The following is a 24,128-nucleotide window of genomic DNA, read 5'->3' as shown; positions in this document are numbered from 1 at the left end:
GTCAGACCTTTGACAAAATAGCGGCGGACCAGCCCGACGTCACAATGGCGTTCTCGACATTCGCAACCTGATTGACTGCCGTCTTTCTAACCTGCCTCACGCCTTCAGTAAACGAGTTGAGGCCGTGGATGTAGGCTTCACCAATCAAGCCACCGTGGGTATTGGTCGGCAACTTCCCATCAATGGCGAGGTGACCGTCGCGCACGAAATCGCTGGCTTCGCCTAGGTCGCAGAAGCCAAAGGCTTCCAGCCCGTAGAACACCGAGCAGGAATAGGCGTCGTAGATTTCAGCCACCTGAATATCCGCCGGTGTCAAATCTGCCATGGCATAGAGGTTCCGTGCGGTGACCAGCGATTCCGAGGCGATGGAGAGATCGGCTGCATAATGATTGGTAGCAATCTGCGAGCCATTGCCGCCTCCGTGGGAGGCAACGACCTTAACCGGCGGCTGTTTCAGATCGCGGGCACGCTCCAGGCTGGTCAGTACCACGGCGACACCGCCGTCACTTTCCTGGCAGCAATCGAACTTACGCAGTACCGGCTCAATGATCCAGCGTGACGCCTGATGGTCTTCCAGTGTAACGGGCCGCTGATAAAAGTAGGCGTTGGGGTTGCTGGCGGCGTATTTCCTCTGCTGCACAATCAGGCGCCCGAAGTCCGCGTTGGTTACGCCAAAGCGCTCCATATAGACCATGGCATTCAGCGCCTGCCACGCCATCGGCGTGAAGGCCCCCATATCGAAAGCCCAGCTCATATCCGAAGTACCACCGCCCCCAACGGTCATACCCGAGGTCGCGTCCAGCTGGCCAAAGCGGTATTCGGAGCGTTCATTCATGGCGCGCCATACGACAACCACTTCCGCCATGCCGGCCCGAATCGCGGTACAGGCCTGGGCAATAGTGCCTACCGCCCCCGCACCGCCAAATGGCATGCGGGAAAAGTAATTGATGTCCTTCATGCCCATGGTCCGCGCCAGATCTACCTCTTCATTGTTGTCGATGGTATAGGTCACCAGTCCGTCTACATCCGCGGGGGTCAAACCGGCGTCCTGCAGCGCGCTTTTGACGCACTCTGCAGCCAGTTGCAGTTCGCTGCGTCCTGAGTTTTTTGAGAATTCCGTTTGTCCTATGCCGGCAACGGCGACATCGTTTATGGCTTTCATCACGCGTAGAATCTCCGTAGACCAGTTATTGTGTGGCAGGGCGGAATTGGGGCACCTTGCCGTCATCCTGAGTAGCGGCGAAGAAAAGCTCCACCTCCATCCCCTGGCGAATGTCTTCGTGCGCGACATCGCAAATATTGGAAAGAATCCGTACGCCTTCCTCGAGCTCGATCAACGCGACGACAAGGTCACTGCTGAACATCGGAAGCTCCGGGTATCTCGGAATAATCCAGCTGTATACCCGCCCCCTGCCCACGCAGACCTGGTAGCCCATGTCGGTTTCCAGGCACTGCGGGCACATCGGCCCGGGAGGATGTTGCAGCTTGCCGCAGCAGTTGCACTTCTGGATTCGCAACTCTTCCAGCTTTGCTCCATCCCAGAAGAACAGGTTATCCCGTTTTCTGATCGGCGCAGGTCGTAGCGGTAGTTCATTATTCATGGTTTTCTCCTACAGGCTCCAAACTGAATGCGACTTTCGAACCGAGAGTATACGAAGTGGCTCACAGCAAGAGACAGCTCCAATGGTTACAAGGATGTATCCTGAAGTGACTGTGGCACTTTCATCGAATCAGGATTGATTCTGATTCCGGCTGAGCGCAACCCAATGCGATGGACTCATTCCAGTGATCGCCTGTCACCTGCGGGCGTCCTATTTGTCACCTGGTGATATGTCGTCTCCGCAGGTTGCTTTGCTAGGATTTTCCTACTGAGCGTTTTCACCGGGCCAGGCGGCCCACACCAATAACTTCTTACGGTGAAAATGTAGGAGATCACAGCGAATGACGGAACAGCACCATCCTGAAGTTGCAGAAAGTGCGGAGGTTTTCGGCACGGTATCTGCTGACGACCGGGCGGTCGCACCCCCACGATCGCACTTCTACGAGTCGCAACGCCTGCGGCTACATTATCTCGAATGGGGCAGCAAGTCCTCTCCTCCCCTCCTACTCGTCCACGGCGGCAAGGACAACGCCCATAGCTGGGACTGGACTGCACGACTTCTCAGCAGGTACTACCGGGTGATAGTGCCGGACCTCAGAGGGCATGGTGACAGCGACTGGGTGCGCGGGGGCGACTACCAACTCGACGACTTTGTACTGGACCTGAGCACGCTGATCGATTCACTCGAGCTGGCTCCACTAACCATCGTCGCCCACTCTTTCGGCGGTGTCGTCAGCCTGCGCTACGCGACGGCCTACCCTCGGAATATTCGTCAACTGGTCGTCATAGAAGGAATCGGCAAGCCTTACCAGCAACGCGACCCTCTGGCGGAGCTGCGTGAATGGGTTGAACGGACCAGGCACGCCTCAGACCGCATCGCCCGGCGCTATCCTTCAGTGGAAGACGCGGCAAAACGCCTGCAGGAGTCGAATGCCGCGATCTCCATGGATCAGGCCAGGCACATGGCAGCCTATGCGGTGCGTTCGAATGGCGATAGCAGTTTCAGTTTCAAGTTCGACCCCTATCTGCAGATCCTTGCGTTCCCCCATCGCTACGCTGTCGAGGAACGTGAAGCGCATTGGGCGAACATCGACAAACCAGTTCTGCTTATCCATGGCACCGATAGCTGGCTGAGCTGCGACACAAGCTGGCCCAAGCATTTCCCCAAAGCCCGGATGACGGTTGTGCCCAAGGCAGGACACTGGGTGCAGCACGACAATTTTCAAGGCTTTATGCAGGCACTGGACGGCTTCCTGGAATGTCCACGATAGCGATTCCCTTTGAGGGATAGGCACTATCGGCGCCAGCTACCATTTCTTGCGTCCCGACGAACCGGGCAAACATGGGAGAAACATTGGATGAGCGGAGTTCTCGACGGACTGCGGGTCCTCGACCTGAGTTGGGGGCTGTCCGGCCCCAAGGTAACCATGATGCTGGCCGATCACGGCGCCGATGTGACACGTATTGAAGCGCCCGACGGAGAACCCTTCGAACGCCCCCTGGGTTACCGCGTGTGGCAGCGGGGAAAGCGCTCAGCCACCCTGGACCTGACGTCCAGCGCCGATCTGGCGGTCTTCCGCCAACTCGCTGGAAGCGCAGACATTCTGCTGGAGAGCTTTGAACCCGGCGTCACCAAACGCCTGGGCATAGACTACGACAGCCTTTCACCAACCTGCCCGCAGTTGATTTACTGCTCGATTACCGGCTACGGCAGGGACAACTCGCACGCTTCCCGCCCGGGGTACGATATGCTGGTCGCCGCCCGCACCGGTCTCCTGTGGGAGACCCGGGGCTGGAACGGCAGTTCCATCGACAGGATCGTCGGCCTCGATAAGGCAGACGGCGACCGCTACGTCCCGGACAGCATCCGCACGGGCTCTGATCGCGAGGGGCCGCTGTTCCCGGCCACCGAAGCGCCCAGCATACTCGCGGCCTACCTCGCCCTGCTCGGCATCAGCGCAGCACTGCGCGCCCGTGAATTGACCGGCCGCGGCCAGTGGGTAGAAACATCGTTGCTGCAGGGCATCATCATGGGCCAGTGCTGTAGCTGGCAAAGACCGGAGCACCCCGATGCCAAGGGTTATGTTCTGGGCGTGTCCGATCCGCGCCAAACCTGGGGGATCGTCCGCGCCAAAGACGGCTATATGTGCACCTGGGCCAGCCCAACCGAATGGTTTGAAGAAGCCGGTGCCAGCGATACGCTGGTACTGCCACAAGGCGACCTCACTCGCACCGGCATGGCCTCACTGGAAGAGCGCAACAAGGCCCTCGAGCGTCTGGCCCCGACCTTCGCAAAATTCACCGTGGCGCAGTGGACAGCCCTCGCCGCGGGATCCGGAGGTGTGTCCTGCCAGCCGGTACGCACTCCCGAAGAAGCCCTGTGCGACCCGGCACTACTGCAAGACGGCACCGTGGTGGTACTGGATGATCCGGAACTGGGTCCTCTGCACCAGGCAGGACTGGTCTATCGCATGCATAGCAATATGCCGGTCGTTCGCGGCGGTGTTGCAAAGCCGGGCGAACACACCGAAGCCGTTCGCGCCGAGGCCGCTGCTCTGGCTCCCCAGCCAGCCAGAGCGGCGGGCGGGTCGCTGTCCCGGGGACCGCTACAGGGCATCCGGGTGGCCGATTTCGGACTCGCCGTGGCCGGGCCCTGGTGTACACAGCTTCTGGCGGACCTCGGCGCTGAGGTCATCAAGATCGACCCCAGCCGCAATGCCTTCTGGATGGGCTGCAACATGTCGCTCGGGGTCAACCGGAGCAAACGCAGCCTGGGCCTGGATTCACGCCTGCCGGAAGGCCAGGTGATTACGCGCAAACTGATCGAAGACGCCGATGTCATCGTCCACAACATGCGGCCCCAGGCGGCGAAGAAACTCGGTCTGGACTACGCCAGTTTGCGCGAGATCAACCCCCGCGTTGTCTTTGCCCACACCCGGGGATTCGAAGACGGCCCCCGCTCGCTGCTCCCCGGCAACGACCAGACCGCTAATTCCCTCGGCGGCACGGTCTGGGAGGACGGCGGTTGCTGGAACGGTGGCCGGCCATGGTTTGGCGCCACTTCCAACGGCGATCTGGGCAATGGATTTCTCGCTGCCATCGCCGTTATCCAGGCGCTCTACGCACGAGAAAAAACCGGTATGGGGCAGGCAGTCGACGCGTCGATACTGAGCGCCTCGATCTTCAACAATTCGCGTGTGTACACCACCCCAGACGGCCGGCATTTCCCACGCCCGGTGCTCGATTCAGAGCAGCTCGGATTCAACGCGCTTTACCGCCTTTATCGTTGTCGCGAAGGCTGGATCTGCCTGGCCGTCGCCAATGAGTCACACTGGCAGGCGCTTACCACGGCGCTTCCCGAACTGGCCGAAAATCCAGCCTATGCCACTTCCTCGGCGCGCGCACAAAACAACAGCGAGCTGGAAGTTTTGATGGCAAGTCGACTGGCCAGTGCTTCGGCCATGGACTGGTTTGAGCGTCTCGACCGCGCTGGAGTGCCCTGCGAAATTTCCGCAGAGAACTTCTCCCGGGAGCTATTCGACAACGCCGAGTTCCTGCAACGAGGCTGGATCGTGCGCTGCGAGGGCAACACCCGCACTGGCACCATCGACATGTTCGGATCCGGTATCGACTTTTCCGACACGCCTTGCCAGGCAGGGGGACCTCCGCCCACGCCCTGGCAGCATACCGGTGAAATCCTCGGTGAGTTCGGCTATAGCGCCGAGGCAATCGAAGCACTCTACCAGGCCGGCGTTGCGGTTCGCCCGCAAGATTAGGCCTTTGACGATCAGCCACCATTGTGAGACAGAAATGCTGAACAGACTGAACATTCGACCGATACCATGGTTATCGAGCGCTGCCTTGGGCCTGCTATTACAACACAGCGCAGCTGCTCAAACGCCATTGCCGGCGGAAGTGACGACCTCCGCGCCCAATGTGGTAATCGTCCTGCTCGACGACGTCGGCTTCGGTGCCGCCTCCACCTTTGGCGGGCCTGCGCAGACGCCGGGGATGGAGGCTTTGGCCAACGATGGCCTGCGTTTCAATCGCTTCCATACCACAGCGATCTGCTCGCCAACCCGTGCAGCTTTGCTGACCGGGCGCGATGCCCACCGGGCCAATGTCGGCGCAGTCCTCAACACCGCGACCAATCGTCCCGGTTACCAGGGCATTCTCAATCCCCACACCGCCACGGTAGCCGAAATGTTGCGCAACAACGGCTATAACACTGCCGCCTTCGGCAAGTGGCACCTGACCCAGCCCTGGGAGACCTCGCCGGTCGGCCCCTTCGACCGCTGGCCTACCGGCGTCGGCTTCGAGAAATTCTATGGCTTCCTGGGCGGAGAAACCGACCAGTACGATCCCACCCTGTACGAAGGTACCCGACCGGTCCAACGCCCGGACGTGGACAACTACCACCTGACCGAGGATATGAGCAACGCCGCAATCGAGTGGCTTGATATGCAACACAGCCTGGCTCCCGATAAGCCCTTCTTTCTCTATTACGCCACCGGTGCCACGCACGCTCCTTTACAGGTACCTGCAGAATGGATTGAACGCTACCGCGGAAAGTTCGATCAGGGCTGGGACGCCATGCGCGAGGCCACCTTCAAGCGCCAGAAAGCGCTGGGGGTGATTCCCAAAGACGCGATTCTGACGCCACGCCCGCCCCAGATTCCCGTATGGGACAGTCTCAGCGATGAGGAGCGCAAGGTAGCCTCCCGCCTGATGGAAACCTATGCGGGCTTTCTGGCGCACACCGACCAACAGGTCGCCAGGCTGGCAAATCACCTGAAGCAAATGGGTCAGTTCGACAACACCCTGTTTTTCTATATCGTGGGCGACAACGGCAGCAGCGCAGAGGGCGGGCCACCCGGCAGCATCAATTACATGGGCGCGTTGCAGGGATTACAGGAGCCGGTCTCGGCGCAACTGGCGGCACTGGATAAAATCGGCGACGCCGACACCTACCCCCAGTATCCCGCTGGCTGGGCCTGGGCCCTGACCACCCCGTTCCAGTGGGTAAAGCAGGTGGCGTCTCACCTTGGCGGCACCAGAAATCCACTGGTGGTAACTTGGCCCAATGGCTTTGAGGAAAGAGGCGGCCTACGCAACCAGTTCTCCCATGTGAACGATATTGCACCGACTATACTCGCAGCTGCGGGAATGGAGATGCCGGAAACAGTCAATGGCATATCCCAGTTGCCGATGGACGGCAGTTCAATGCTCTCCAGCTTTGCCAGCGCCGACGCCGCCGAGTTCCATCCCACACAGTACTTTGAAGTACACGGCAATCGCGCCATCTACCACGAAGGCTGGATGGCATCGGCACGCCATGACCGCCTGCCCTGGTCAGTCGGCGGTATTTCTGGCGACACCTCCTTCGATGACGACACCTGGGAACTCTACAACCTCGAGGCGGATTTCAGTCAGGCCGTCGACCTGGCCGCCGCGGAGCCGGCCAGACTGGCCGAACTCAAGCACTTATTCAACCGCGTGGCCGCTGAACTGCAAATGCTGCCCCTGCACAGCAGTGTCGACAATCGCCAGCCCCGGCCCAGTCTTGCGGGAGATCGCAGAAAAGTCGAATACTATCCTGGAACCCTCGGTGTGCCGGAATCCCAGATCCCGCGAATGGCCAACAATAACTGGAAGCTGCAGGCAAGCATTTCCCTAGACGGTGAGGCGAGCGGGGTCATCGCCACCGTCGGCGGCCTTTCCGCAGGCTGGTCCCTGTATCTGGATGAAGCGGGTCGCCCGGTATTCGAGTGTCGCATCTACGAAGTCGACCGCATTCGTCTGTCCAGCGAAGCGCCGCTGGCACCAGGCGAGAACCAGCTGGAGTTGAATTTTGCCTACGACGGGCAGGGATACGCCAAGGGAGGCACCTTCACTCTGTCAGTCAATGGTAAAGTGCTGGGCAGCGCCAGAATCCGGGCATCGCAACCGTCTTTCTATACCATCGACGAAACCTTCGACCTGGGTATCGATACCGGGTCGCCGGCCGGCAGTTATCCCCAAGCGGCTCCCATCGGTTATCCTCTCAAAGGCGCGAAAATTGGAGTGGTCGCCCTCGAAAGCGGCTAGTGTCTCTGTGATAAACGAAATCAGCCGGAATTGGTGAAATGGGGGTCCCCATGCTTCCCGCTGGGGCATTCGTTGTCCACGCCGGTTCGGGTAGGGATTGTCCATAAGCCTTTCGCGGAAAAGTTGTCCCAAGATTTTTTCTCATGGGACAAACACTAACGACCGATGTGCAAATAGCTTGGAAATGCAAATTTCTACTGTCCTGGACTTGCTTGCGTTCGTATATATACAAGTTGGTCAGTTGATCAGTGATGCGCTTGGCAGACACTGGTCTCTCCTGCTGAGATCAGTGTCCGAACCTGGCAGGTCAACCGGCCAAACTATTTTTCGCTGACCGGACAAGTTAATTGTCGTCTAATAGGCTCCAGCCAGCTTGCAGGTGCGATTTTTGCTGATAATAGCGAGAAGGGTATCGCCACCAAAACGGGGGCGTGCACAGCAGTGGCGCTGCCTCTACAAAATATGTTGGTAGTGAGTATCGACAGGCGAACCACTTGGTACTGCACAGCGCGACGCTAATTGATTCCGATCGAATTCTTGATAAAACTCTAACAAAATCGAACTGTTGTAGTGGCGCTCCGGGCGAAAGTGTAGATGCCCTTAAAAGCATGCGTTCCTAAGAAGCGTGAACACTTCGAGATACGAACTGCTGAACACAAGTAGCATCCGAATCATCATGAGCACGGGCCACCACCGGTAGGTTGAAACCGCTTCAAGGTTATTTCGAACCGGCTGCGAGCACTAAGCGAGAGAAGAGACTGTGAGTATTCCATTTACTGGATTAAAAGTTGTCGTCCCAAAAGAATGGATAGACGTCAATGGCCATATGAACGCAACTCACTATGGTCTCGTTGTTTATGATGCACATTTTAATTTCACGGAAGCGATTGGCTTGGGTGAAGAATATGTGAAGTCTACAAACTGTGGCAAGGCCGTGTTGGAGAGCCACATGATTTACGAACGTGAAGTATCAGAAGGTGATGAACTGGAAATCAAGTCGTGGCTATTGGCGGTAGACCAAAAGCGGCTACATTTCTTTCACGAAGTCTACAACAAGACAAGAGTATGTAGGGCTGCGGTATCTGAGCAAGTGGATATTCACATCGATTTAGTTGCCAGAAGGTCAAGTGAAATTCCGCAAGAGCTCTATTGCCGGCTGCAGGATATTGTCCGCGGAAACCTGGCGTTACCCACACCATCTGGCGTCGGAAGTAACATCAAGCCCCCAAAAAACAAGTGGTTGGGTGGCGCTTGACCGGGCAAGCTAAAAGAGCAAGGCTCGGCGCAAGGGGAGCTTCGGTGTTACGTAACTTAGAGATTTATAAGGATTTATATTTTCAAGTTAAGGATCATCTGATTAATAGCCTATGAACAGCGGACCGATCCAGTATCCGCCACTTCCCATCTTTTCTGGGGCGTCTCCGCGGAAACGTCGTGCGGAATCGTCGGTCTATTTTGTCTTTCGAGGCAATATGGCCTCGATTAGCTACGCATCAGGCGCAACTTCCCTGCAATTCCATTCGGCGTCTACCCAGCAGCGTCTTCTTTGCAATAACAAGGTTACGCAGGGCGCAGGCGACGAAGAGACGATAAGCGTTTTTCGCCAGCCCACGGTAGCGGACTTTGTTGAAGCCAAACTGCCGTTTGATAATCCCGAACTGATGTTCCACACGTGCCCGGACGCGCGACTTGTTCCGGTTTTTGGCGCGTTCATCGTCGGTCAGCTTCCGGTTGCGGCTGCCTCTGGCCTAGGTAAAGTCTTGAGCGCGGGGGGCGTGATCGGTGATCGTTTGCTTTTGGCCGGCGTTGGTAGGTAAACGGCTCCAACCCGCGCTCGCTAAACGACGGCAGGTTCTCTGCATCGGTCTTGAAGTAGGGAGTTCGCCCGATGATCAGCCCAAACATCAGCCCGTCCATAAAGATGCCATAGCCGCCGAACATGCGCCGTGCGCTTGCGGGGCCCAGTGACTGCATCAGTTCCACGATGTAGTCGGCAAACTCCTGTTGCTGACGATTGCTCACGCAGGTGCGCTCCCCTAACGGCCGCCGGAGATGTCGATCAAAGCTCCCGTGATATAGGAAGCTTCGTCAGACAACAACCACAGGATGGCGTTGGCTACCTCTTGCGGTTGGCCGCCCCGCCCCATCGGCACCTGGGCCTTGACCCGGTCCACCCGGCCCGGCTCGCCGCCGGAGGCGTGTATTTCGGTGTAAATAACGCCGGGGCGCACCGCGTTGACGCGAATGCCATCCGCCGCGACCTCCTTGGCGAGGCCGATGGTCAGGGTATCGATGGCCGCCTTGGACGCGGCATAATCGACGTACTCATTGGGCGAACCGAGTCTCGAAGCCGCGGACGAGACATTGACGATAGCACCGCCCTCCCCTCCTTCCCGGCTGGACATTCGCTGCACGGCTTCACGAGCGCACAGGAAACTGCCCAGGATATTGGTATCAAACACGCGCTGCAGGCGCGTTGCGGTCATGTCGCGCAACGGCCCCTGTTGCTCGAGAATGCCCGCGTTGTTGACCAGCGCATCCAGCCGGCCATAGTGGTCGACAATGCTCTCAAACAGACGCCGGACATCGTCCTCCCGGGCAACGTCAGCCTGCAACGCTAGCGCCTCGCCGCCCTGCTGGCGGATGGCGTCGACAACGGACTGCGCGGCCGCTTCCTGCGACCGGTAGTTGATAACGACCCGATAACCGCGTGAGGCCGCCAGCGTGGCGGTAGCGGCGCCAATGCCGCGGGACCCACCGGTAATCAACAGCACGCGATCCTTGTTCTGCAGTGCAGGCACCGATCAGTTCTCCACCTGGAAATTCATTTCGATGCCCAGACCGGTGGGGTCATGGAAGAACAGCTGGACGATGTTAAATGCCGCGATCTCCCGTTTCCGGTAGGAGATGCCCTGACGCTCGAGTTTCTGTTCGGTTTCATCCAGATCGGTGCAGGTGAAAGCGACGTGGTCCAGGTAAGACGTTCCCGGGCCCCTACCCTCGGTGGGTCTGTGCATCATGTGAACTACCGGAGAATCACCCGCGTACAGCCAGTATCCCGGAAAATCAAAAGCGGGCCGTGGCCCCTCGCGCAGGCCGACAATATCGATGTAGAAATCGCGGATCTCTTCCAGTCTGTCCGCCGGTAGCGACAGGTTGATGTGATTGAGCCCCTGGTTGGCCATGGCAAGTCTCCTGGCGGTTCGTGCGTAAGGGTCAGACGAAGACCGTGAACTCTTTCTGGCCCATGGATCGCACCAACTGCGCGATCTCGTTCATGTCGTCACTGGAAATCGCATTATCTTCGTTATCCGCGAGAATAAACGACTTGCCGTGGATGTCACGTAACATCACGAACCATTGCGCGGTGCTGCCGGGCCTCGGCCTGACCTGTACTTCGTGCCAGGTACCCTGTTCACCCAGTGTAATCGCCTCATCGAGCAGCATTTTCTCTACCTCCTGTCAAAATATCCCTGATGGCCTCTTCCAGCGAGGGGAACGAGACGTCCAGTGGACCTGGAGTCCCGTTGCGCGCCTTGGCCATTGCTTTGAGCGGCTGGAACTGCCACGCTGAAAATCTGACCGTTATGTGCCTGGCGGCGCACTCGTCCATCAACCGCTCCAGGGCAGACATGCCGCCGGCATCCAGATAAGAGCTGTACTGCATATGCAAAACAATGCCATCGAGTTCGCGGGCCGCTCGCGACAGTTCTGCGGCTATCCGGTCAGCGGCTGCGAAAAACATGGCTCCCCGCACCTTGAATACCTTCCAGTTCTCCGGCAACGGACTTTCGACATAGGCGCTATTGCCGGATATGTCGACAATCCGGGTCAATCCGGCCAGCTCCTTCATGAACAACAGTGAAGCCAGGACAACACCCGCGGTAATCGCGATGACCATGTCAAAGAGTACGGTCAGCGACAGGCAGGTCACGAACACCAGGACGTCAGCGCGTGGTGAACGCTTTATCAAGCGGACAGATCGAGGCGCTTCGCTCATGTTCCAGGCCACAACCATCAACAGCGCGGCCAGGGCGGGCATGGGGATCCAGGCCAGCGCCCGCGACAGTAACAGCAGCCCCGCAAACACCGCCAGAGCATGAGTCAGTGCTGCCAGCGGAGAGACTGCACCGGCCCTGAAGTTGGTGGCGGAACGCGCGATGGCGGCGGTCGCCGTGATACCACCGAAAAAGGGGGTCTCCAGATTGCCCACACCCTGTGCCAGCAGTTCGCTGTTTGCGCTGTGGCGTTTGCCCGACATGCCATCCAGTACTACCGCGCAAAGTAATGATTCAATAGCACCCAGAACCGCGATAGCAAAGGCCGCGGGCAACAGTTCCGAAACCAGTTCCAGTGTCAGCGCCAACGGTTCTCCGTCTGGCCCCGGCCTGTGCCAGGGCCAATCCAGGGTCGGCAGGAAGGGAGGCATGCCCCCCATCTCGGACCCATTGGGCAACACAGAGTGGAAGCGCGTGCCAATGGTCTCCACGTCCATGCCGCCCCACCCCAGCACGACACCCAGCAGACTGGCCAGCAGCAGCGCCGGCAAGAGGGGAGGAACCGGCAGTCGCAGTCGCAGGCGCGGCCAGGCTAACATGACCGTCAGCGTGAAGACGGCAATCAGGCAACTGCCCGCATCGGCCTGTCCGAGATGGACAGCAATCGTGTGGATTTTGCCCAGGTAATGTTCCGGCATTGACGGCACCACCAGGCCGGTGAAATCCGGAACCTGCAGTGTGGCGATCACGATGGCGATACCGCCGGTGAAGCCCAGGGTAACTGACTCCGGAATGTATTCGATAAAGCGCCCGAGTCGGGCGTACGCCATGGCGATAAGGATGAGGCCGGCCATCGTCGTGGCCAGCAACAATCCGGCCAGGCCATGCTTTGCCACAAGGGGGTAAAGGATGACGACGAAGGCCGCCGTGGGGCCCGAAATGCTGTAGCGGCTGCCGCCGAGCACGGCGATCAGGACACCGGCAATCATCGCCGTATATAGCCCGTACTGGGGCGCCACACCGCTGGCAATGGCGAGCGCCATGGCGAGGGGGATGGCAATGATGCCAACGGTCAATCCGGCCAGCACATCCCTTGCCAGGTCGGCTCGCCGGTAACCCCCGCTCAGCGCCTCCCGCAGCGCATGCCCGATACGCAAGGACACCACATGCGCCCGGTGCGGCATCAGACAGCTCCCTTCGGCTGGAACATAAATCCGGCAAGCACGCCCGATGCATGCCCGCCTGGGTACTCACATAGTATCATTGTATGATAATAATATTATCATATGATGAATGACATATTAGAATCGGCGTCCCGGGCGGTGTGAGCGTTGTACACTCCCGCAATCATCAAATGAAGATTCACTCCAACCCTCACAGACGAGACCATCCATGGAAAAACGAACTGCGCGACTGACCGTGTTGGTAGACCCAAAGAAAAAAGCGGCCTTTGAAAAACTTTGCGCTCTGGAGGATGTCACCCCGTCGCAGAAGATTCGTCAGTTCATGCGCGAGTACATCGAGAACGGTATGGGGCCAGACTGGAAAGGCCAGGTATTCGACGACGGGCAATGATGACGCGGAACAAGGCTAACCCCGCCATCGCGCAGGTGTGCGGGGTAACGGCTTAGCTTCAAGGTCGACAGGATTTAACCGCTTTTTGGCCACAATATACCGGTTCATTTCCGGTTGGCTGAGCCATACTCTGCCGCTGACCCACCTCAAGGAGACGCGTGTGAGCAGCCAGGCAGCGGTGAAACTGAACGGATTCCAACCGGCCGATATCCTCGACCCGACCATCATGGGCGACGAACGCAGCATGTACGCCCTGTTCGACTATCTGCGCAACTCCGACCCCGTGGCCCGGGTGGAGCACCCGGAGTACCGCCCGTTCTGGGCACTGACCCGCTATGACGACGTGCGCTCGATCGGGAGCCAGAACGACAGCTTTCTCAGTGCGCCACGCACCGTACTGATTCCGTCAGCTTTCGAGGAGGCCCTGCTGGCGCAGTTCGGCACCAGCAACGGGCTGGAAACCCTGATACACATGGACCGACCCAAGCACCTGAAGATGCGCAAGGTCACCCGTGAGTGGTTCCTGCCCCGGAGCATCGAGAAACTGCGGCTGGAGGTAGAGGCACTGTCGAAAGAGTTTGTCGACCGCATGCAGGAAATGGGTGACGAGTGCGACTTCGTGAAGGACATTGCCCTCCTCTTCCCGTTGCGCATAATCCTGTCGATCCTGGGCCTGCCGCGTGAAGCCGAGGAAACCATGCTGCGGCTGACCCAGGAGATGTTTGGCGGCCAGGATCCGGAGCTGCAGCGCGGCGATTCGGAAACAGCCGGCCTGGAAGTGCTCAACGAGTTCGGCGCCTACTTTGCCGAGGTGATCGAAGACCGCAAACGCAACCCCAGGGATGACCTCGCTACGGTGCTGGCCAACGCCGAAGTGGATGGCGAGCCCATGAACATGCTCGACCAGGCAAGCTATTTCATCATCACCGCCAGCGCCGGACACGACACCACCTCTGCGGCGATTGGCGGCGGCATGAAGGCACTGTTGGAGCACCCCGACCAGTGGACCCTGTGGCGTGACAACCCGGCGCTGGATGACAGTGCGGCCAGGGAAGTTATCCGCTGGGTGTCACCTGTCCGCCACATGGTGCGCACTGCAACTGAAGACACCGAACTGCACGGCAAGGTGATCCGTGCGGGTGACCATGTGGCCCTGTGGTATCCCGCGGCCAATCGCGACCCCGAGGTATTCGAGCAGCCCAATCGTCTCGACCTCCAGCGTGACCCTAAAACCCAGCTGGCCTTTGGATACGGTTCTCACATGTGTCTCGGGCAGCACCTGGCGGCACTGGAGTTACGCTGCTTTTTTCGCGAACTGCTACCCCGCCTTCAGCAGATGGAATTTGCCGGGGATCCCGAGTGGATCAAGGCGATATTCGTGGGGGGCTTGCGCTCCATGCCGGTGCGGTATCGGCTGTCGTGAAGCGCACTGAGTCAACAGCGCGGGCGTTGTCAGAAGACCTCCGGCTCCGCGCTACTGGTCTTTCGTCAATGTGCTGATTCTGGATTCGATTTCGTCGATCCTCTTCTGCTCGGCATCGATACGCCGCTGGTAGCCGGCAGCCAGGGCGTCCAGTTGCGGCTGCAGCCCCTCTTCATACGTCTGGCCAGGGGGGGTATTGCCGGTACCCCCTGAATCGCGCAGGCGCTGCATATCCATGTCCCGTGCTTCTTCCAGGTCCCTGATACGCACCTCGTAACGTGAAATCTCCCGGCGCAACTCCCGGACTTCATTCGACTCGGCTATTCGCCGCCAGGTGGCTTTGTCTGCAGCGCTGGGGCCGGTGCTGGTATCGGGAGGGCGAACGGTGGTTTCCTCGGCGTTCTCGCCGCAGGGTTGCTGGCTAAAAATCATCTGCCCCTGCTCGCCCTTGCACTTGAACACTCTTGTCTGCGCGTTCGCGGATACGCTGACACAGCATAACAACGCGAGGCAGGTTAATCTCAGCATACCCTCTCCAGATACCGCGGGTGCGGGGTTGAGCAAAAACGCCAGTGTAACAGGCTCAACGCCTGACAAAAGTCCTTGTTCACGCAGCCAGCGCCGGGTGCGGGATACGTCCCGCCTGGTCTGCCACCTCGCTGTACTGGATTTCGAAACGCTCGCCGCCCGGGCGCCCCCACCAGCAGGTGGTGGTATCGATTCGCAGACTCCACTGGCTTTGCACGGGCACTGTGTTCGCCGCTATCGCCGCCGGGTCGAGTACAGCGCAGTTCACACCCTGCGCCCAACGGGCGGACCGAAACCAGATCATGCCGCTGCCCGACTCCCTGAGGGAAGACCCCAGTTGTTGCGAGAAATGGTAGTCGGCCGGGTCGGAGATGCGGTCCCACCACTCCCGCACATCGGGCGTGGTAAGGTCGGCGACGCGTTGATGATTGACGGCAAAGTGCAGGGCACAGCGTCCGTCCTTGATCACCTCCAGCGGCCCGAGATCCTGAAGCCCCTGCTGAAACAGCCAGAGGTACACCGCAGACTCCACCATCGCCGTATTTCGTTCTCGTGCGCCGTAGAGGATCCCCATCTCGGTGGCCAGGCCAAAGCGGGAGCCGTGGCGCAGGGGCGGGTAGCGAAACGGCGCTTTGAGAATCCAGTGAAGGTGATCTGTGGCAGGTGGGTAGGACGGCTTGTGAGCGTCCAGCAGTTGTTCCAGCCGGTCCTGTTCCGCTGCGGAGCGGGTGATGTTGCGGGTGGCGGCCTCCTCCTGGTATTCGACAATCCGCCAGATGTGGCCACTGGCGGTACCGACCCGCAGTAATCTCGGGTCCATCACAGCCGGCCGCGCATACCATCGAGGTAGTGATTGACCAGGGCCAGGCCCTCATAGCTTTGCACCAGTTGTGCAGGTGGCTCGCCGCGCAGGTGGCTGTTGGCGGTCTCCATCCAGTGCTGCATCTGCTCCCGGTTACCACCGACGATCGCGTACAGCGAGCGGTAGACCCGTACCAGACCCAATGCCAGCTCCACTGCCTTGGCGCTGGAGAGCACCGCCGTGCCCCGGGAATAGTTTTTCATGGACGCCGTACTGACCCCGACAATCATTGCCAGTTCGGAGAGCGTCAGCCCGAGGTAGCTACCCGCCTCCAGCAGGGCGTGGGTGACAACCTCCTGATCGGAGCGCGCTGGCGCTACTTGGTTCATATTTATACCGCTATTAGCCAACTATTTATCTATATATAGACCAAAAATCGGATAATGTCTATTTTTAGACTTTTGTGGCGATAATCAATCACCCATCGCACAGGCGCAAATTCGGCTGATGTGACTGTAGGGCAAGCCGCTTTCCTGGTGCCAGTCGTTGAAGGCGTTCTGGATACGGCCAAGATCACGCTGGCTGGTGGGATTGGGGGCAATTTCCAGGCCCGCTCCGCGCAGGCAGCGGACGACGTCGCCGGTGACGATGAAGGTGTCGCGTCCCATGTTGCGCAACACCCGCTGACCTGTCATGCCACCAAGCCGATCACCGCGCTTGCGGAACAACTGGAACAGGCCCACCAGGTCCTCATCGGGCCAGCGAGCCACGAAACGGCCAAAGCTGCCCTCTTCCCTGGCCACATCCATCACGAAACGCGCATTGCGCTGGACACTGACCACCTTCTGCCGGTTGCGGATGATCAGGGGGTTGCTCGCAAAACGGTCGATCTGCTCAGGGCTGAGCATGACAATTTTTTCAGGGGGAAAGCCGAAGAAAACTTCCTCGAAGCCCTCCCATTTATTGTCGACAACGCGCCAGACAAAGCCGGCCTGGAAGATACAGCGGGCCATTTGTGCCAGCCAGCGGTGATCCTTGCTGCGGGCCAGCTGGCGTGGACTTTTCACTTCCGGCATCAGGCGACCGAGCGCGGCTTTGCCACCCTTGAGTTCAATAGCGCGCTGGTGAATGCTGTCAAAGGTGTCCATGGCTGGTCGCTCCACTCCCTGGGTTGGCGGGCTGCAAAGAGTGACACTACTTGCGCCAGACTGCCACCGCGATAACCGGGTGAAGGCTAATCAGCACACCGGGCAGGCCTGGCGAGTGCGCCCGCTCACTCCTGCCCGGCGCGGTACTTCGGCAGGCGCAGGTCGAACAGGAGAGCGCCTGCCCGCAGGGCGAAGGCCGCCGTCATGCTCAGGGGCAACGCCAGCGTGGCGGTCTCGGGAAACTGCTGCAACAAGGTGAAACTGGCGGCCCCCAGCAAGGCTGCGGTGACATAGATTTCCGGGCCCAGCAGCACCGGTGGGCGGTTGAGCAGGCTGTCGCGAATAAGCGAGCCGAAACTGGCGGTCATCATGCCCATGCCAATGGCCACGATGGCCGGCGCATCCCAGGCCAGGGCTTTCTGGGTGCCGAGGACACAGAATAACGCGAGCCCCAGGGCGTCGGCCCACAACAGCACGCGGCGGCGGGAGTCGAAGTGGTGGGCGAAAAACCAGGTGGCGACGGAGGCCCCGATACAGACCCAGATATAGCTCGGGTCATGTATCCAGAACACCCGGTCGGTATTCAACAGCAGGTCTCGCAGCGTACCACCGCCAATGCCGGTAATGGTGCCAAAGAGTATGAAGGTCAGTATATCCATGCGCCGTTCCGCAGCGGCCAGCGCGCCACTGATGGCGAAAACGGCAACGCCCAGCAGGTCAAACGTATAGATTGCGTTGGCCATGTTCACGGTGGATGTTCCTCCTCTACCCCGTTTGTGTCCAGCTGCCAGCCTGGCCAATGGCACGTGCTATGATCGCTCACTGTACTGACCACGGGTATACCTTGCCATGATCAAGCCCTTGCTGCTGTCTGCTGTCGCTTTTGTTGCAGTACTGGTCATTGTGGCGGCACTCACTGTGCTAACCGGCGAGGAAGAGACAGCCTGCAGCTCCACTGAACGGGATGTCGGGGCGGCGGTGCTGGCAGACGACACAGGCGATCAGGATGCCCTGGTCAATCGAGCCATTATTGTAAGAGGCAAATGTGAGCAGGACGAGAAAAACTGAGCAAACCCGGCGGTACTTTTTCCCCCTTCTCGGTCTGTTGCTGTTGGGCTTCGCAAGCCTCGCTGCGCCGGGTGCGCGCGCTGCATTAGAGGACACCGCCAGCGCTGCCCATGACATTCTGCAAAACCGCTGTATGGTCTGCCACGGCTGTTACGACGCTCCGTGCCAGCTCAAGCTGGAGGCCAGCCAGGGGCTGGCGCGGGGAGCCAGCCAGGACCTGGTATACGATGGCGCCCGCCTCATGACAGCCAATCTTACGCGACTGTTCGATGACGCCCGCTCGGTGAAGCGCTGGCGCAAGAAAGGCTTTTATCCCGTCGTTGACGACGACAACCCTGAAGACGGCGTTCTGTACCGGATGCTGGAATTGAAGCAGGCCCACCCGCTCGCCCCTCGCGGGCCCGTCGACAACAGTTTTGATTTTTCGCTCTACCGCGAGCAGCAGTGTACCCGGCAGGAGGATTTCGACAGCTACGCGCAGGATTATCCCCTGTGGGGAATGCCCTTTGGTTTGCCGGGGCTCCAGCCCGATGAACACCAGGCCATGATTCGCTGGCTGGAGTCAGGCGCCCCTCCCGTGCCGCAAGCGGATCTGGCCCCGCCCCTGCAGGCGCAGTTCGACGCCTGGGAGAGTTTCCTCAACGGCGACAGCAACAAGGAGCGCCTGATGGGGCGCTACCTCTATGAACACCTGTTTCTGGCCACTCTCTTCCTGCAGGCCAGCGACGAGCCGGTGTGGTTCCGCCTGGTGCGCTCGGCGACGCCTCCCGGTGAACCGATCGACCTGATCAGTACTCGCCGTCCCTACGACGACCCCGGCGTGAAGCGCGTCTACTACCGCCTGCAGCGCATGCCCATTACCCCGCTCGGCAAGAGCCACCTCGCCTATCGCTTCGACGAGGAGCGCCGCGAGTGGTACCGGCAGAACTTTCTCGAGCCCGATTACACCGTGCCGGAACTCCCGGGCTACAAGCAGCAGGTGGCCGCCAATCCCTTCAAGAGCTTTGTGGCGATTCCCGTGCGTTCGCGCTACCGCTTTCTGCTGGAAGAGGCCGAATTCACCATCATGAACTTTATCAAGGGCCCGGTCTGCCGGGGGCAGATTGCCCTGAACGTGATCGAAGACCGCTTCTGGGTCATGTTCATGGACCCGGAGTCAATCTCGCCCGAGTCCGATGGCGCCTTTCTCGCCCGCGAGAGTGACAACCTGCGCCTCCCCGTCAGCGCCACCGGCACGGTGGTCGACCTGGTCACCTGGCGCAGCTACGCCAAGTCCCACGACCGCTACCAGAAGGCCAAAGTCGAGTTCCTGGCGGAACAGCTGAATCGCGACGACCGTAACATCGACATGGATGTGCTGTGGGACGGCGACGGCAAGAATCCCAACGCCGCCCTGACCATCTTTCGCCATTTCGATACCGCCACGGTGGTGAAGGGCTTTGTCGGGGAAACTCCGAAAACGGCCTGGGTCATCAGCTATGCGTTACTGGAGCGGATCCACTACCTGCTGGTGGCGGGCTTTGACGTGTATGGCGCCGTGGCTCACCAGCTGGAAACCCGCCTGTACATGGATTTCCTGCGGATGGAGGGTGAGCTTAACTTCCTGATGTTCCTGCCCCCCGAGGAGCGCAAGAAACTGCGCGAGTTCTGGTACCGGGATGCCCCGGGATTTGCCCGCAGTCACGCCTTTGCCGACAGCGAACTGATGAGCGAGCGGCCGTCGGACCTGCACTTTTCCAGCAACGACCCCAAAGCCGAATTTCTCGGCTGGATGCGTCAGCACATCCACCAGGCCAGCGCCGAGCGTTACGACTACCATGACAAGGTCGCCAAGCCGGTGAGTGAGGCCCTGGACAGCCTGGTGGCGGCCGCCGGCAAGCACAACCGCTTCATGCCCCAGGTAAGTTTCCTGAATGTGATTGGCGGGTCAGGAGAGCATGCGTTCACCCTGCTGCGGGATTCCGGTTACTCCAACATCGCCCTGCCCTTTCTCGAAGAATCCAGGCGCCTGCCCGGGGAAGACAAACTCACCGTGGTTCAGGGCTTCGTCGGTGACCACCCCAACCTGTTTTTCGAGGTACATGAAAAACAACTACCGCTGTTTGCCGAGGATATCGCCGCACTGGAGACCGCCGAAGACTGGGAGGTGCTGCGCCATCGCTACAGCGTGGCGCGCAACGCCCCCTGGTTCTGGCGTGTAAGCGACAGCTTCCATCAGCGCCATCTCAGTGCCGACCCGATCTACAACGGCCTGTTCGATTACAACCGTTACCTCGGCAATCCGGTGGAGACTACCGCTCAGTAATGGGGGCCACTGCTGCGCTGGAGCCAGCGCAGCAGGCTGCGTTCCACCGCGCCCTCGGCGGCAACACCGAGTTTCTCCTGCCAGTGCTTGCGCTGCACGTAACGCACCTCGTACACGTCCCAGTCCTTGAGGTGTTCCTGCACGAAGTCATCGCTGGTCTGCAGGGCGTCGATCAGGCCCTCCTCCAGCGCGTTGCGCCCGTACCACACTTCGCCGGTGGCAACCTTGTCGACATCCAGGGACGGGCGCTGCTGGCGGATGAAATCCTTGAACAGCTGGTGGGTAATTTCCAGTTCCTCCTGGAATTTCTCCCTGCCCTTGTCGGTATTTTCGCCAAACAAGGTCAAGGTGCGCTTGAACTCACCGGCAGTGAGCAGCTCGAAATCGACATCGTGCTTTTTCAGCAGGCGATGGAAATTGGGCAACTGGGCGAGCACGCCGATCGAACCGATCACGGCGAAAGGCGCCGCGATGATACGGCTGGCCACACAGGCCATCATGTAGCCTCCGCTGGCGGCAACCTTGTCCACCGCGACGGTCAACTCGACACCGGCTGCCCGGATTCGCTCCAGCTGGCTGGCGGCGAGGCCGTAGCCGTGCACCATGCCGCCGGGGCTCTCCAGGCGCAGCAGGACGGCATCATTGTCCCGCACCTGTGACAGCACCGTGGAGATTTCCTCGCGCAGGTGTTCGGTGGCACTGGCCTTGAGGTCGCCGTGGAAATGCAGGCAGTACAGGCGCGGCTTGTCGTCTTTGTTATCGCCCTCTTTGCCCTGCTTTGCCGCCTTTTTAGCGGCCTTGTCCCGGGCCTTTTCCGCTTTCTTTTCCGCCTTGTGCTCCGCCTTTACCGCGTGTTTGTCGGCGACGGCCTCATGCAGTGCCTCGCCCATGCGGCGGTAGCGCTCGTTGAGGTGGCGTACCTCGATATGGCCGTCGCGCTCGGTCCGCTGGCGCTGGCCGAGGGCGATTACGCCCCCGACCACGATGAGAATAGCGATGACCACAGTGACCGACTGGGCGAGAAAGAGGCCGTATTGCGAAACAAATTCCAAGGTGTTTTCCGCCTGTAAATATCAGTTAAAGGAATTGACGTAGTGCTGAATCAACTGCCCCGCCACCGAGCTCGGCGGCGGTACCTGGGGCAGTTCACGGTAATGGAACCAGCGGGCATCGGCGATTTCAGTGGGGTCGCAGACAATGTCGCCACCGGTATAGTCGGCAAAAAATCCGAGCATCAACTGCCCCGGAAAGGGCCAGCTCTGGGAGCGGAAGTAACGCAGATTGTCTACGTCCACACCCACCTCCTCCTTCACTTCACGCACCAGGGTATCTTCCGCGGTTTCTCCCGCCTCGATAAACCCGGCCAGGGTGCTGTACATGGGACGAGGAAAATTCGCGTTTCGAGCCAGCAGCAACTCCTCCCCCCGGGTGACCAGCACAATGATGCAGGGCGAGATGCGCGGGTAGTTGATGATGCGGCAGGGGCGGCAACGCATGGCGCGCTCCGCGGTGTCCAGCTCCATCGGGCGACCACAACGGCCACAGAACTGGTGGTCGCGTTCCCAATCGAGCAGCTGGGCAGCGCGGCCGGCCAGGGCAAATAGTGGATCCTCTACCCGACCCAGAATACTGTAGAGGTTGCCGCGCTGAAACCGCATCGGGTCCAGCGCATGGGCGCTGTCGATCTCAACGGCGTAACAGGGGCGGTCCTCCCAGTACCCCAGGAACTGTTCCCGCAGCACGATCCAGCGAAAGCTGTGCAGGTCTTCCTCGGCCAGCAGGCAGGCCAGCGGCGAGCGCAGGTCGCTGAGTAGCTCACCTTCCTGGAATACAATGAGAAGTGCGCCTTCGCGGCGCTCGGGGGGCTGGTTGTCCAGTCGAAACATGCGGGCCCGGTATTATCTGCAATTCAATGGACCGGCTATGGTATGCCCCCACTCCGGACCGGGCAAGGTCGCTCACTTATATCAGGGGCAACTGGCCCGGTAAAGCTGTTCTCCTTGTCAATTATTAACGTAGAATGCTTCGCTGAAATTCCTGGTATGGCTGTAAGCGCGTTATGACTGAGTCGGTAACCTCCGCCCTTTGGAAGAATTTTCTCGGGCCCTCCCCCGAGTGGTATAAGAAAACCATCGTCGCCTTCCTGGTACTGAATCCCCTGTTCCTGTATGTCCTGGGTCCCTTTGTCACGGGCTGGATACTGATCGGCGAGTTCATCTTCACCCTGGCACTGGCCCTGCGCTGCTATCCCCTGCAACCCGGCGGTCTGCTGGCCATCGAGGCCGTGATCCTAGGCATGGCGTCACCGGAGTCGGTGTACCATGAGGCCCTGGCCAACTTCGAGGTCATCCTGCTCCTGATGTTCATGGTGGCCGGCATCTATTTCATGAAAGAGCTCCTGCTCTTTGTGTTCACCAAGATCCTGCTGCGGGTGAAATCCAAGGTCGCCCTGTCGCTGATGTTTTCCTTTGTCGCTGCGTTCCTGTCCGCCTTCCTCGATGCGCTGACGGTGACCGCAGTGCTGATCAGCGTCGGCGTGGGCTTCTACGCGGTGTACCACAAAGTGGCCTCGGGCAAGCAGATGCACCACGACGACCACGACCACGCCGACGACCAGTCCGTGCAGGAGCACAGCCGCGAGGATCTCGAGGACTTCCGCGCCTTCCTGCGCAGCCTGCTGATGCACGGCGCCGTGGGTACCGCCCTGGGGGGTGTCTGCACCCTGGTGGGCGAGCCCCAGAACCTGCTGATTGCCACGGTGGCCGGCTGGAGCTTCGGCCACTTTGTCGCCATCATGGCGCCGGTGACCATGCCGGTACTGGTGTGCGGTCTTGCTACCTGTGTGGTGCTGGAGATGACCGGAAAATTCGGCTACGGCGCCAAGTTGCCCGCCAACGTTCGCCATGTACTGGAGGAATTCCAGCGCAGCGAGGAGGCACACCGCAATTCCCGCATGAATGCGCGCCTGCTGGTACAGAGCCTGGTGGCCGTGCTACTGGTGGTGGCCCTGGCCTTCCACTGGGCCGCCGTGGGCCTGATCGGCCTGATGGTGATTGTGCTGCTCACGGCCTTCAACGGCATCATCGACGAGCACCAGCTGGGGCACGCCTTCGAGGAGGCCCTGCCCTTCACCGCCCTGCTGGTGGTGTTCTTTGCCATTGTCGCCGTGATCCACGAACAGCACCTGTTCACACCGGTCATCGACGCTGTGCTGGCCATGGATGCGGGCATCCGTCCGCCCATGTTCTTCCTGGCCAATGGCATTCTGTCGATGATCAGCGACAACGTGTTCGTGGCCACGGTCTACATTAACGAAGTGAAAGCGGCGCTGGATGCCGGCACCATCACCCGTGAAGAGTTCGACCACCTGGCGGTAGCCATTAATACCGGCACCAACCTGCCCAGCGTGGCGACCCCGAACGGTCAGGCGGCCTTCCTGTTCCTGCTGACCTCGGCCCTGGCTCCGCTGATCCGCTTGTCCTACGGCCGCATGGTGGTCATGGCGGCGCCCTACACCCTGGTGCTGGGCGGTGTCGGTTTCGCCTGCGTAGCGCTGTTTATCTGAACCGGATTGAGGCGGGCCCGCAAGTTATC

Annotated in this window: 24 protein-coding genes; 9 read left to right on the top strand and 15 right to left on the bottom strand. The window is 59.9% G+C overall.

Features of this window, described 5'->3' with window-relative positions; translation table 11 throughout:
- Position 1 precedes the first annotated feature (1 nt).
- Both FV139_RS08215 and FV139_RS08210 read right to left on the bottom strand, forming a co-directional pair.
- Positions 2–1,162 (bottom strand): thiolase C-terminal domain-containing protein, encoded by a 1,161-nt coding sequence (locus FV139_RS08215; RefSeq protein WP_148067901.1) that lies wholly within the window; start codon positions 1,160–1,162, stop codon positions 2–4.
- A gap of 25 nt (positions 1,163–1,187) precedes the next feature.
- Positions 1,188–1,601, bottom strand: coding sequence for a Zn-ribbon domain-containing OB-fold protein (locus tag FV139_RS08210; RefSeq protein ID WP_148067900.1), 414 nt, complete (start codon positions 1,599–1,601; stop codon positions 1,188–1,190).
- Between the two features lie 340 nt (positions 1,602–1,941).
- Here FV139_RS08210 and FV139_RS08205 point away from each other — a divergent pair, with 340 nt between their 5' ends.
- The 4 genes from FV139_RS08205 (at position 1,942) to FV139_RS08190 (ending at position 8,942) form a co-directional block, all read left to right on the top strand.
- On the top strand, positions 1,942–2,871 hold the full coding sequence (locus FV139_RS08205; RefSeq protein ID WP_148067899.1) for an alpha/beta fold hydrolase: 930 nt from the start codon (positions 1,942–1,944) through the stop codon (positions 2,869–2,871).
- Positions 2,872–2,958: 87 nt separating this feature from the next.
- Positions 2,959–5,376 carry a CaiB/BaiF CoA transferase family protein gene (locus FV139_RS08200; RefSeq protein ID WP_148067898.1) on the top strand — a complete coding sequence of 806 codons (2,418 nt, stop codon included), beginning with the start codon at positions 2,959–2,961 and terminating at the stop codon, positions 5,374–5,376.
- Between the two features lie 139 nt (positions 5,377–5,515).
- Positions 5,516–7,687 carry an arylsulfatase gene (locus FV139_RS08195; protein WP_235898586.1) on the top strand — a complete coding sequence of 724 codons (2,172 nt, stop codon included), beginning with the start codon at positions 5,516–5,518 and terminating at the stop codon, positions 7,685–7,687.
- Between the two features lie 760 nt (positions 7,688–8,447).
- Positions 8,448–8,942, top strand: coding sequence for a thioesterase family protein (locus tag FV139_RS08190; RefSeq protein ID WP_148067896.1), 495 nt, complete (start codon positions 8,448–8,450; stop codon positions 8,940–8,942).
- Positions 8,943–9,180: 238 nt separating this feature from the next.
- Here FV139_RS08190 and FV139_RS21375 read toward each other — a convergent pair whose 3' ends face one another.
- The 6 genes from FV139_RS21375 to dauA are packed head-to-tail and all read right to left on the bottom strand — an operon-like array spanning position 9,181 to position 12,869.
- Complete coding sequence (locus FV139_RS21375) at positions 9,181–9,411, bottom strand: transposase (RefSeq protein WP_148067995.1); 231 nt, start codon at positions 9,409–9,411, stop codon at positions 9,181–9,183.
- A complete protein-coding gene (locus FV139_RS08180) occupies positions 9,398–9,709 on the bottom strand; it encodes a TfoX/Sxy family protein (protein WP_148067894.1) in 312 nt (103 codons plus the stop codon). Before FV139_RS08180 ends, FV139_RS21375 begins: the two co-directional genes overlap by 14 nt.
- 14 nt (positions 9,710–9,723) lie before the next feature.
- Positions 9,724–10,488, bottom strand: coding sequence for an SDR family oxidoreductase (locus FV139_RS08175; RefSeq protein ID WP_235898585.1), 765 nt, complete (start codon positions 10,486–10,488; stop codon positions 9,724–9,726).
- Positions 10,489–10,491: 3 nt separating this feature from the next.
- Entirely contained in the window at positions 10,492–10,872 is a 381-nt protein-coding gene (locus tag FV139_RS08170) for a VOC family protein (protein ID WP_148067891.1), read from the bottom strand.
- A gap of 31 nt (positions 10,873–10,903) precedes the next feature.
- On the bottom strand, positions 10,904–11,134 hold the full coding sequence (locus FV139_RS08165) for a hypothetical protein (RefSeq protein ID WP_148067889.1): 231 nt from the start codon (positions 11,132–11,134) through the stop codon (positions 10,904–10,906).
- A complete protein-coding gene (gene dauA / locus FV139_RS08160) occupies positions 11,121–12,869 on the bottom strand; it encodes a C4-dicarboxylic acid transporter DauA (RefSeq protein WP_148067887.1) in 1,749 nt (582 codons plus the stop codon). The genes FV139_RS08165 and dauA overlap by 14 nt, the downstream gene beginning before the upstream one ends.
- Before the next feature lie 208 nt (positions 12,870–13,077).
- Between dauA and FV139_RS08155 the strand changes: the two genes are divergently transcribed.
- Both FV139_RS08155 and FV139_RS08150 read left to right on the top strand, forming a co-directional pair.
- Positions 13,078–13,260 carry a ribbon-helix-helix domain-containing protein gene (locus FV139_RS08155; RefSeq protein ID WP_148067885.1) on the top strand — a complete coding sequence of 61 codons (183 nt, stop codon included), beginning with the start codon at positions 13,078–13,080 and terminating at the stop codon, positions 13,258–13,260.
- A 160-nt stretch (positions 13,261–13,420) separates the two neighbouring features.
- A complete protein-coding gene (locus FV139_RS08150; RefSeq protein ID WP_235898584.1) occupies positions 13,421–14,683 on the top strand; it encodes a cytochrome P450 in 1,263 nt (420 codons plus the stop codon).
- A 51-nt stretch (positions 14,684–14,734) separates the two neighbouring features.
- Here the strand turns inward: FV139_RS08150 and FV139_RS08145 are convergent, their stop codons facing one another.
- The 5 genes from FV139_RS08145 to FV139_RS08125 form a co-directional block, all read right to left on the bottom strand.
- Positions 14,735–15,211 carry a DUF4124 domain-containing protein gene (locus FV139_RS08145; protein WP_148067883.1) on the bottom strand — a complete coding sequence of 159 codons (477 nt, stop codon included), beginning with the start codon at positions 15,209–15,211 and terminating at the stop codon, positions 14,735–14,737.
- A 79-nt stretch (positions 15,212–15,290) separates the two neighbouring features.
- Complete coding sequence (locus FV139_RS08140) at positions 15,291–16,031, bottom strand: RES family NAD+ phosphorylase (protein ID WP_148067881.1); 741 nt, start codon at positions 16,029–16,031, stop codon at positions 15,291–15,293.
- Positions 16,031–16,402: an MbcA/ParS/Xre antitoxin family protein gene (locus FV139_RS08135; protein ID WP_235898583.1), complete on the bottom strand. Its 372-nt coding sequence runs from the start codon at positions 16,400–16,402 to the stop codon at positions 16,031–16,033. The genes FV139_RS08140 and FV139_RS08135 overlap by 1 nt, the downstream gene beginning before the upstream one ends.
- 84 nt (positions 16,403–16,486) lie before the next feature.
- Positions 16,487–17,161 (bottom strand): DNA-3-methyladenine glycosylase I, encoded by a 675-nt coding sequence (locus FV139_RS08130; protein WP_148067879.1) that lies wholly within the window; start codon positions 17,159–17,161, stop codon positions 16,487–16,489.
- Between the two features lie 125 nt (positions 17,162–17,286).
- Complete coding sequence (locus FV139_RS08125) at positions 17,287–17,904, bottom strand: trimeric intracellular cation channel family protein (protein ID WP_148067991.1); 618 nt, start codon at positions 17,902–17,904, stop codon at positions 17,287–17,289.
- Positions 17,905–18,010: 106 nt separating this feature from the next.
- Between FV139_RS08125 and FV139_RS08120 the strand changes: the two genes are divergently transcribed.
- The gene (locus FV139_RS08120) at positions 18,011–18,229 is read left to right on the top strand and encodes a hypothetical protein (protein WP_148067877.1); all 219 of its coding nucleotides are present in this window, start codon (positions 18,011–18,013) and stop codon (positions 18,227–18,229) included.
- A complete protein-coding gene (locus FV139_RS08115) occupies positions 18,207–20,534 on the top strand; it encodes a fatty acid cis/trans isomerase (RefSeq protein WP_235898582.1) in 2,328 nt (775 codons plus the stop codon). Before FV139_RS08120 ends, FV139_RS08115 begins: the two co-directional genes overlap by 23 nt.
- Here the strand turns inward: FV139_RS08115 and sohB are convergent.
- Both sohB and nudC read right to left on the bottom strand, forming a co-directional pair.
- Positions 20,528–21,586 (bottom strand): protease SohB, encoded by a 1,059-nt coding sequence (gene sohB, locus FV139_RS08110; RefSeq protein ID WP_148067875.1) that lies wholly within the window; start codon positions 21,584–21,586, stop codon positions 20,528–20,530. The two genes, FV139_RS08115 and sohB, sit on opposite strands and share 7 nt — an antisense overlap.
- A 21-nt stretch (positions 21,587–21,607) precedes the next feature.
- Positions 21,608–22,420: an NAD(+) diphosphatase gene (gene nudC / locus FV139_RS08105; RefSeq protein WP_148067873.1), complete on the bottom strand. Its 813-nt coding sequence runs from the start codon at positions 22,418–22,420 to the stop codon at positions 21,608–21,610.
- A 173-nt stretch (positions 22,421–22,593) separates the two neighbouring features.
- Between nudC and nhaB the strand changes: the two genes are divergently transcribed.
- Positions 22,594–24,099: a sodium/proton antiporter NhaB gene (nhaB, locus tag FV139_RS08100; protein WP_148067871.1), complete on the top strand. Its 1,506-nt coding sequence runs from the start codon at positions 22,594–22,596 to the stop codon at positions 24,097–24,099.
- Positions 24,100–24,128 lie beyond the last annotated feature (29 nt).

Origin of the sequence: Parahaliea maris, assembly GCF_008064665.1 — a bacterium.
GTDB lineage: Bacteria > Pseudomonadota > Gammaproteobacteria > Pseudomonadales > Halieaceae > Parahaliea > Parahaliea maris.
This window is presented reverse-complemented; position numbering and strand designations above follow the sequence as displayed.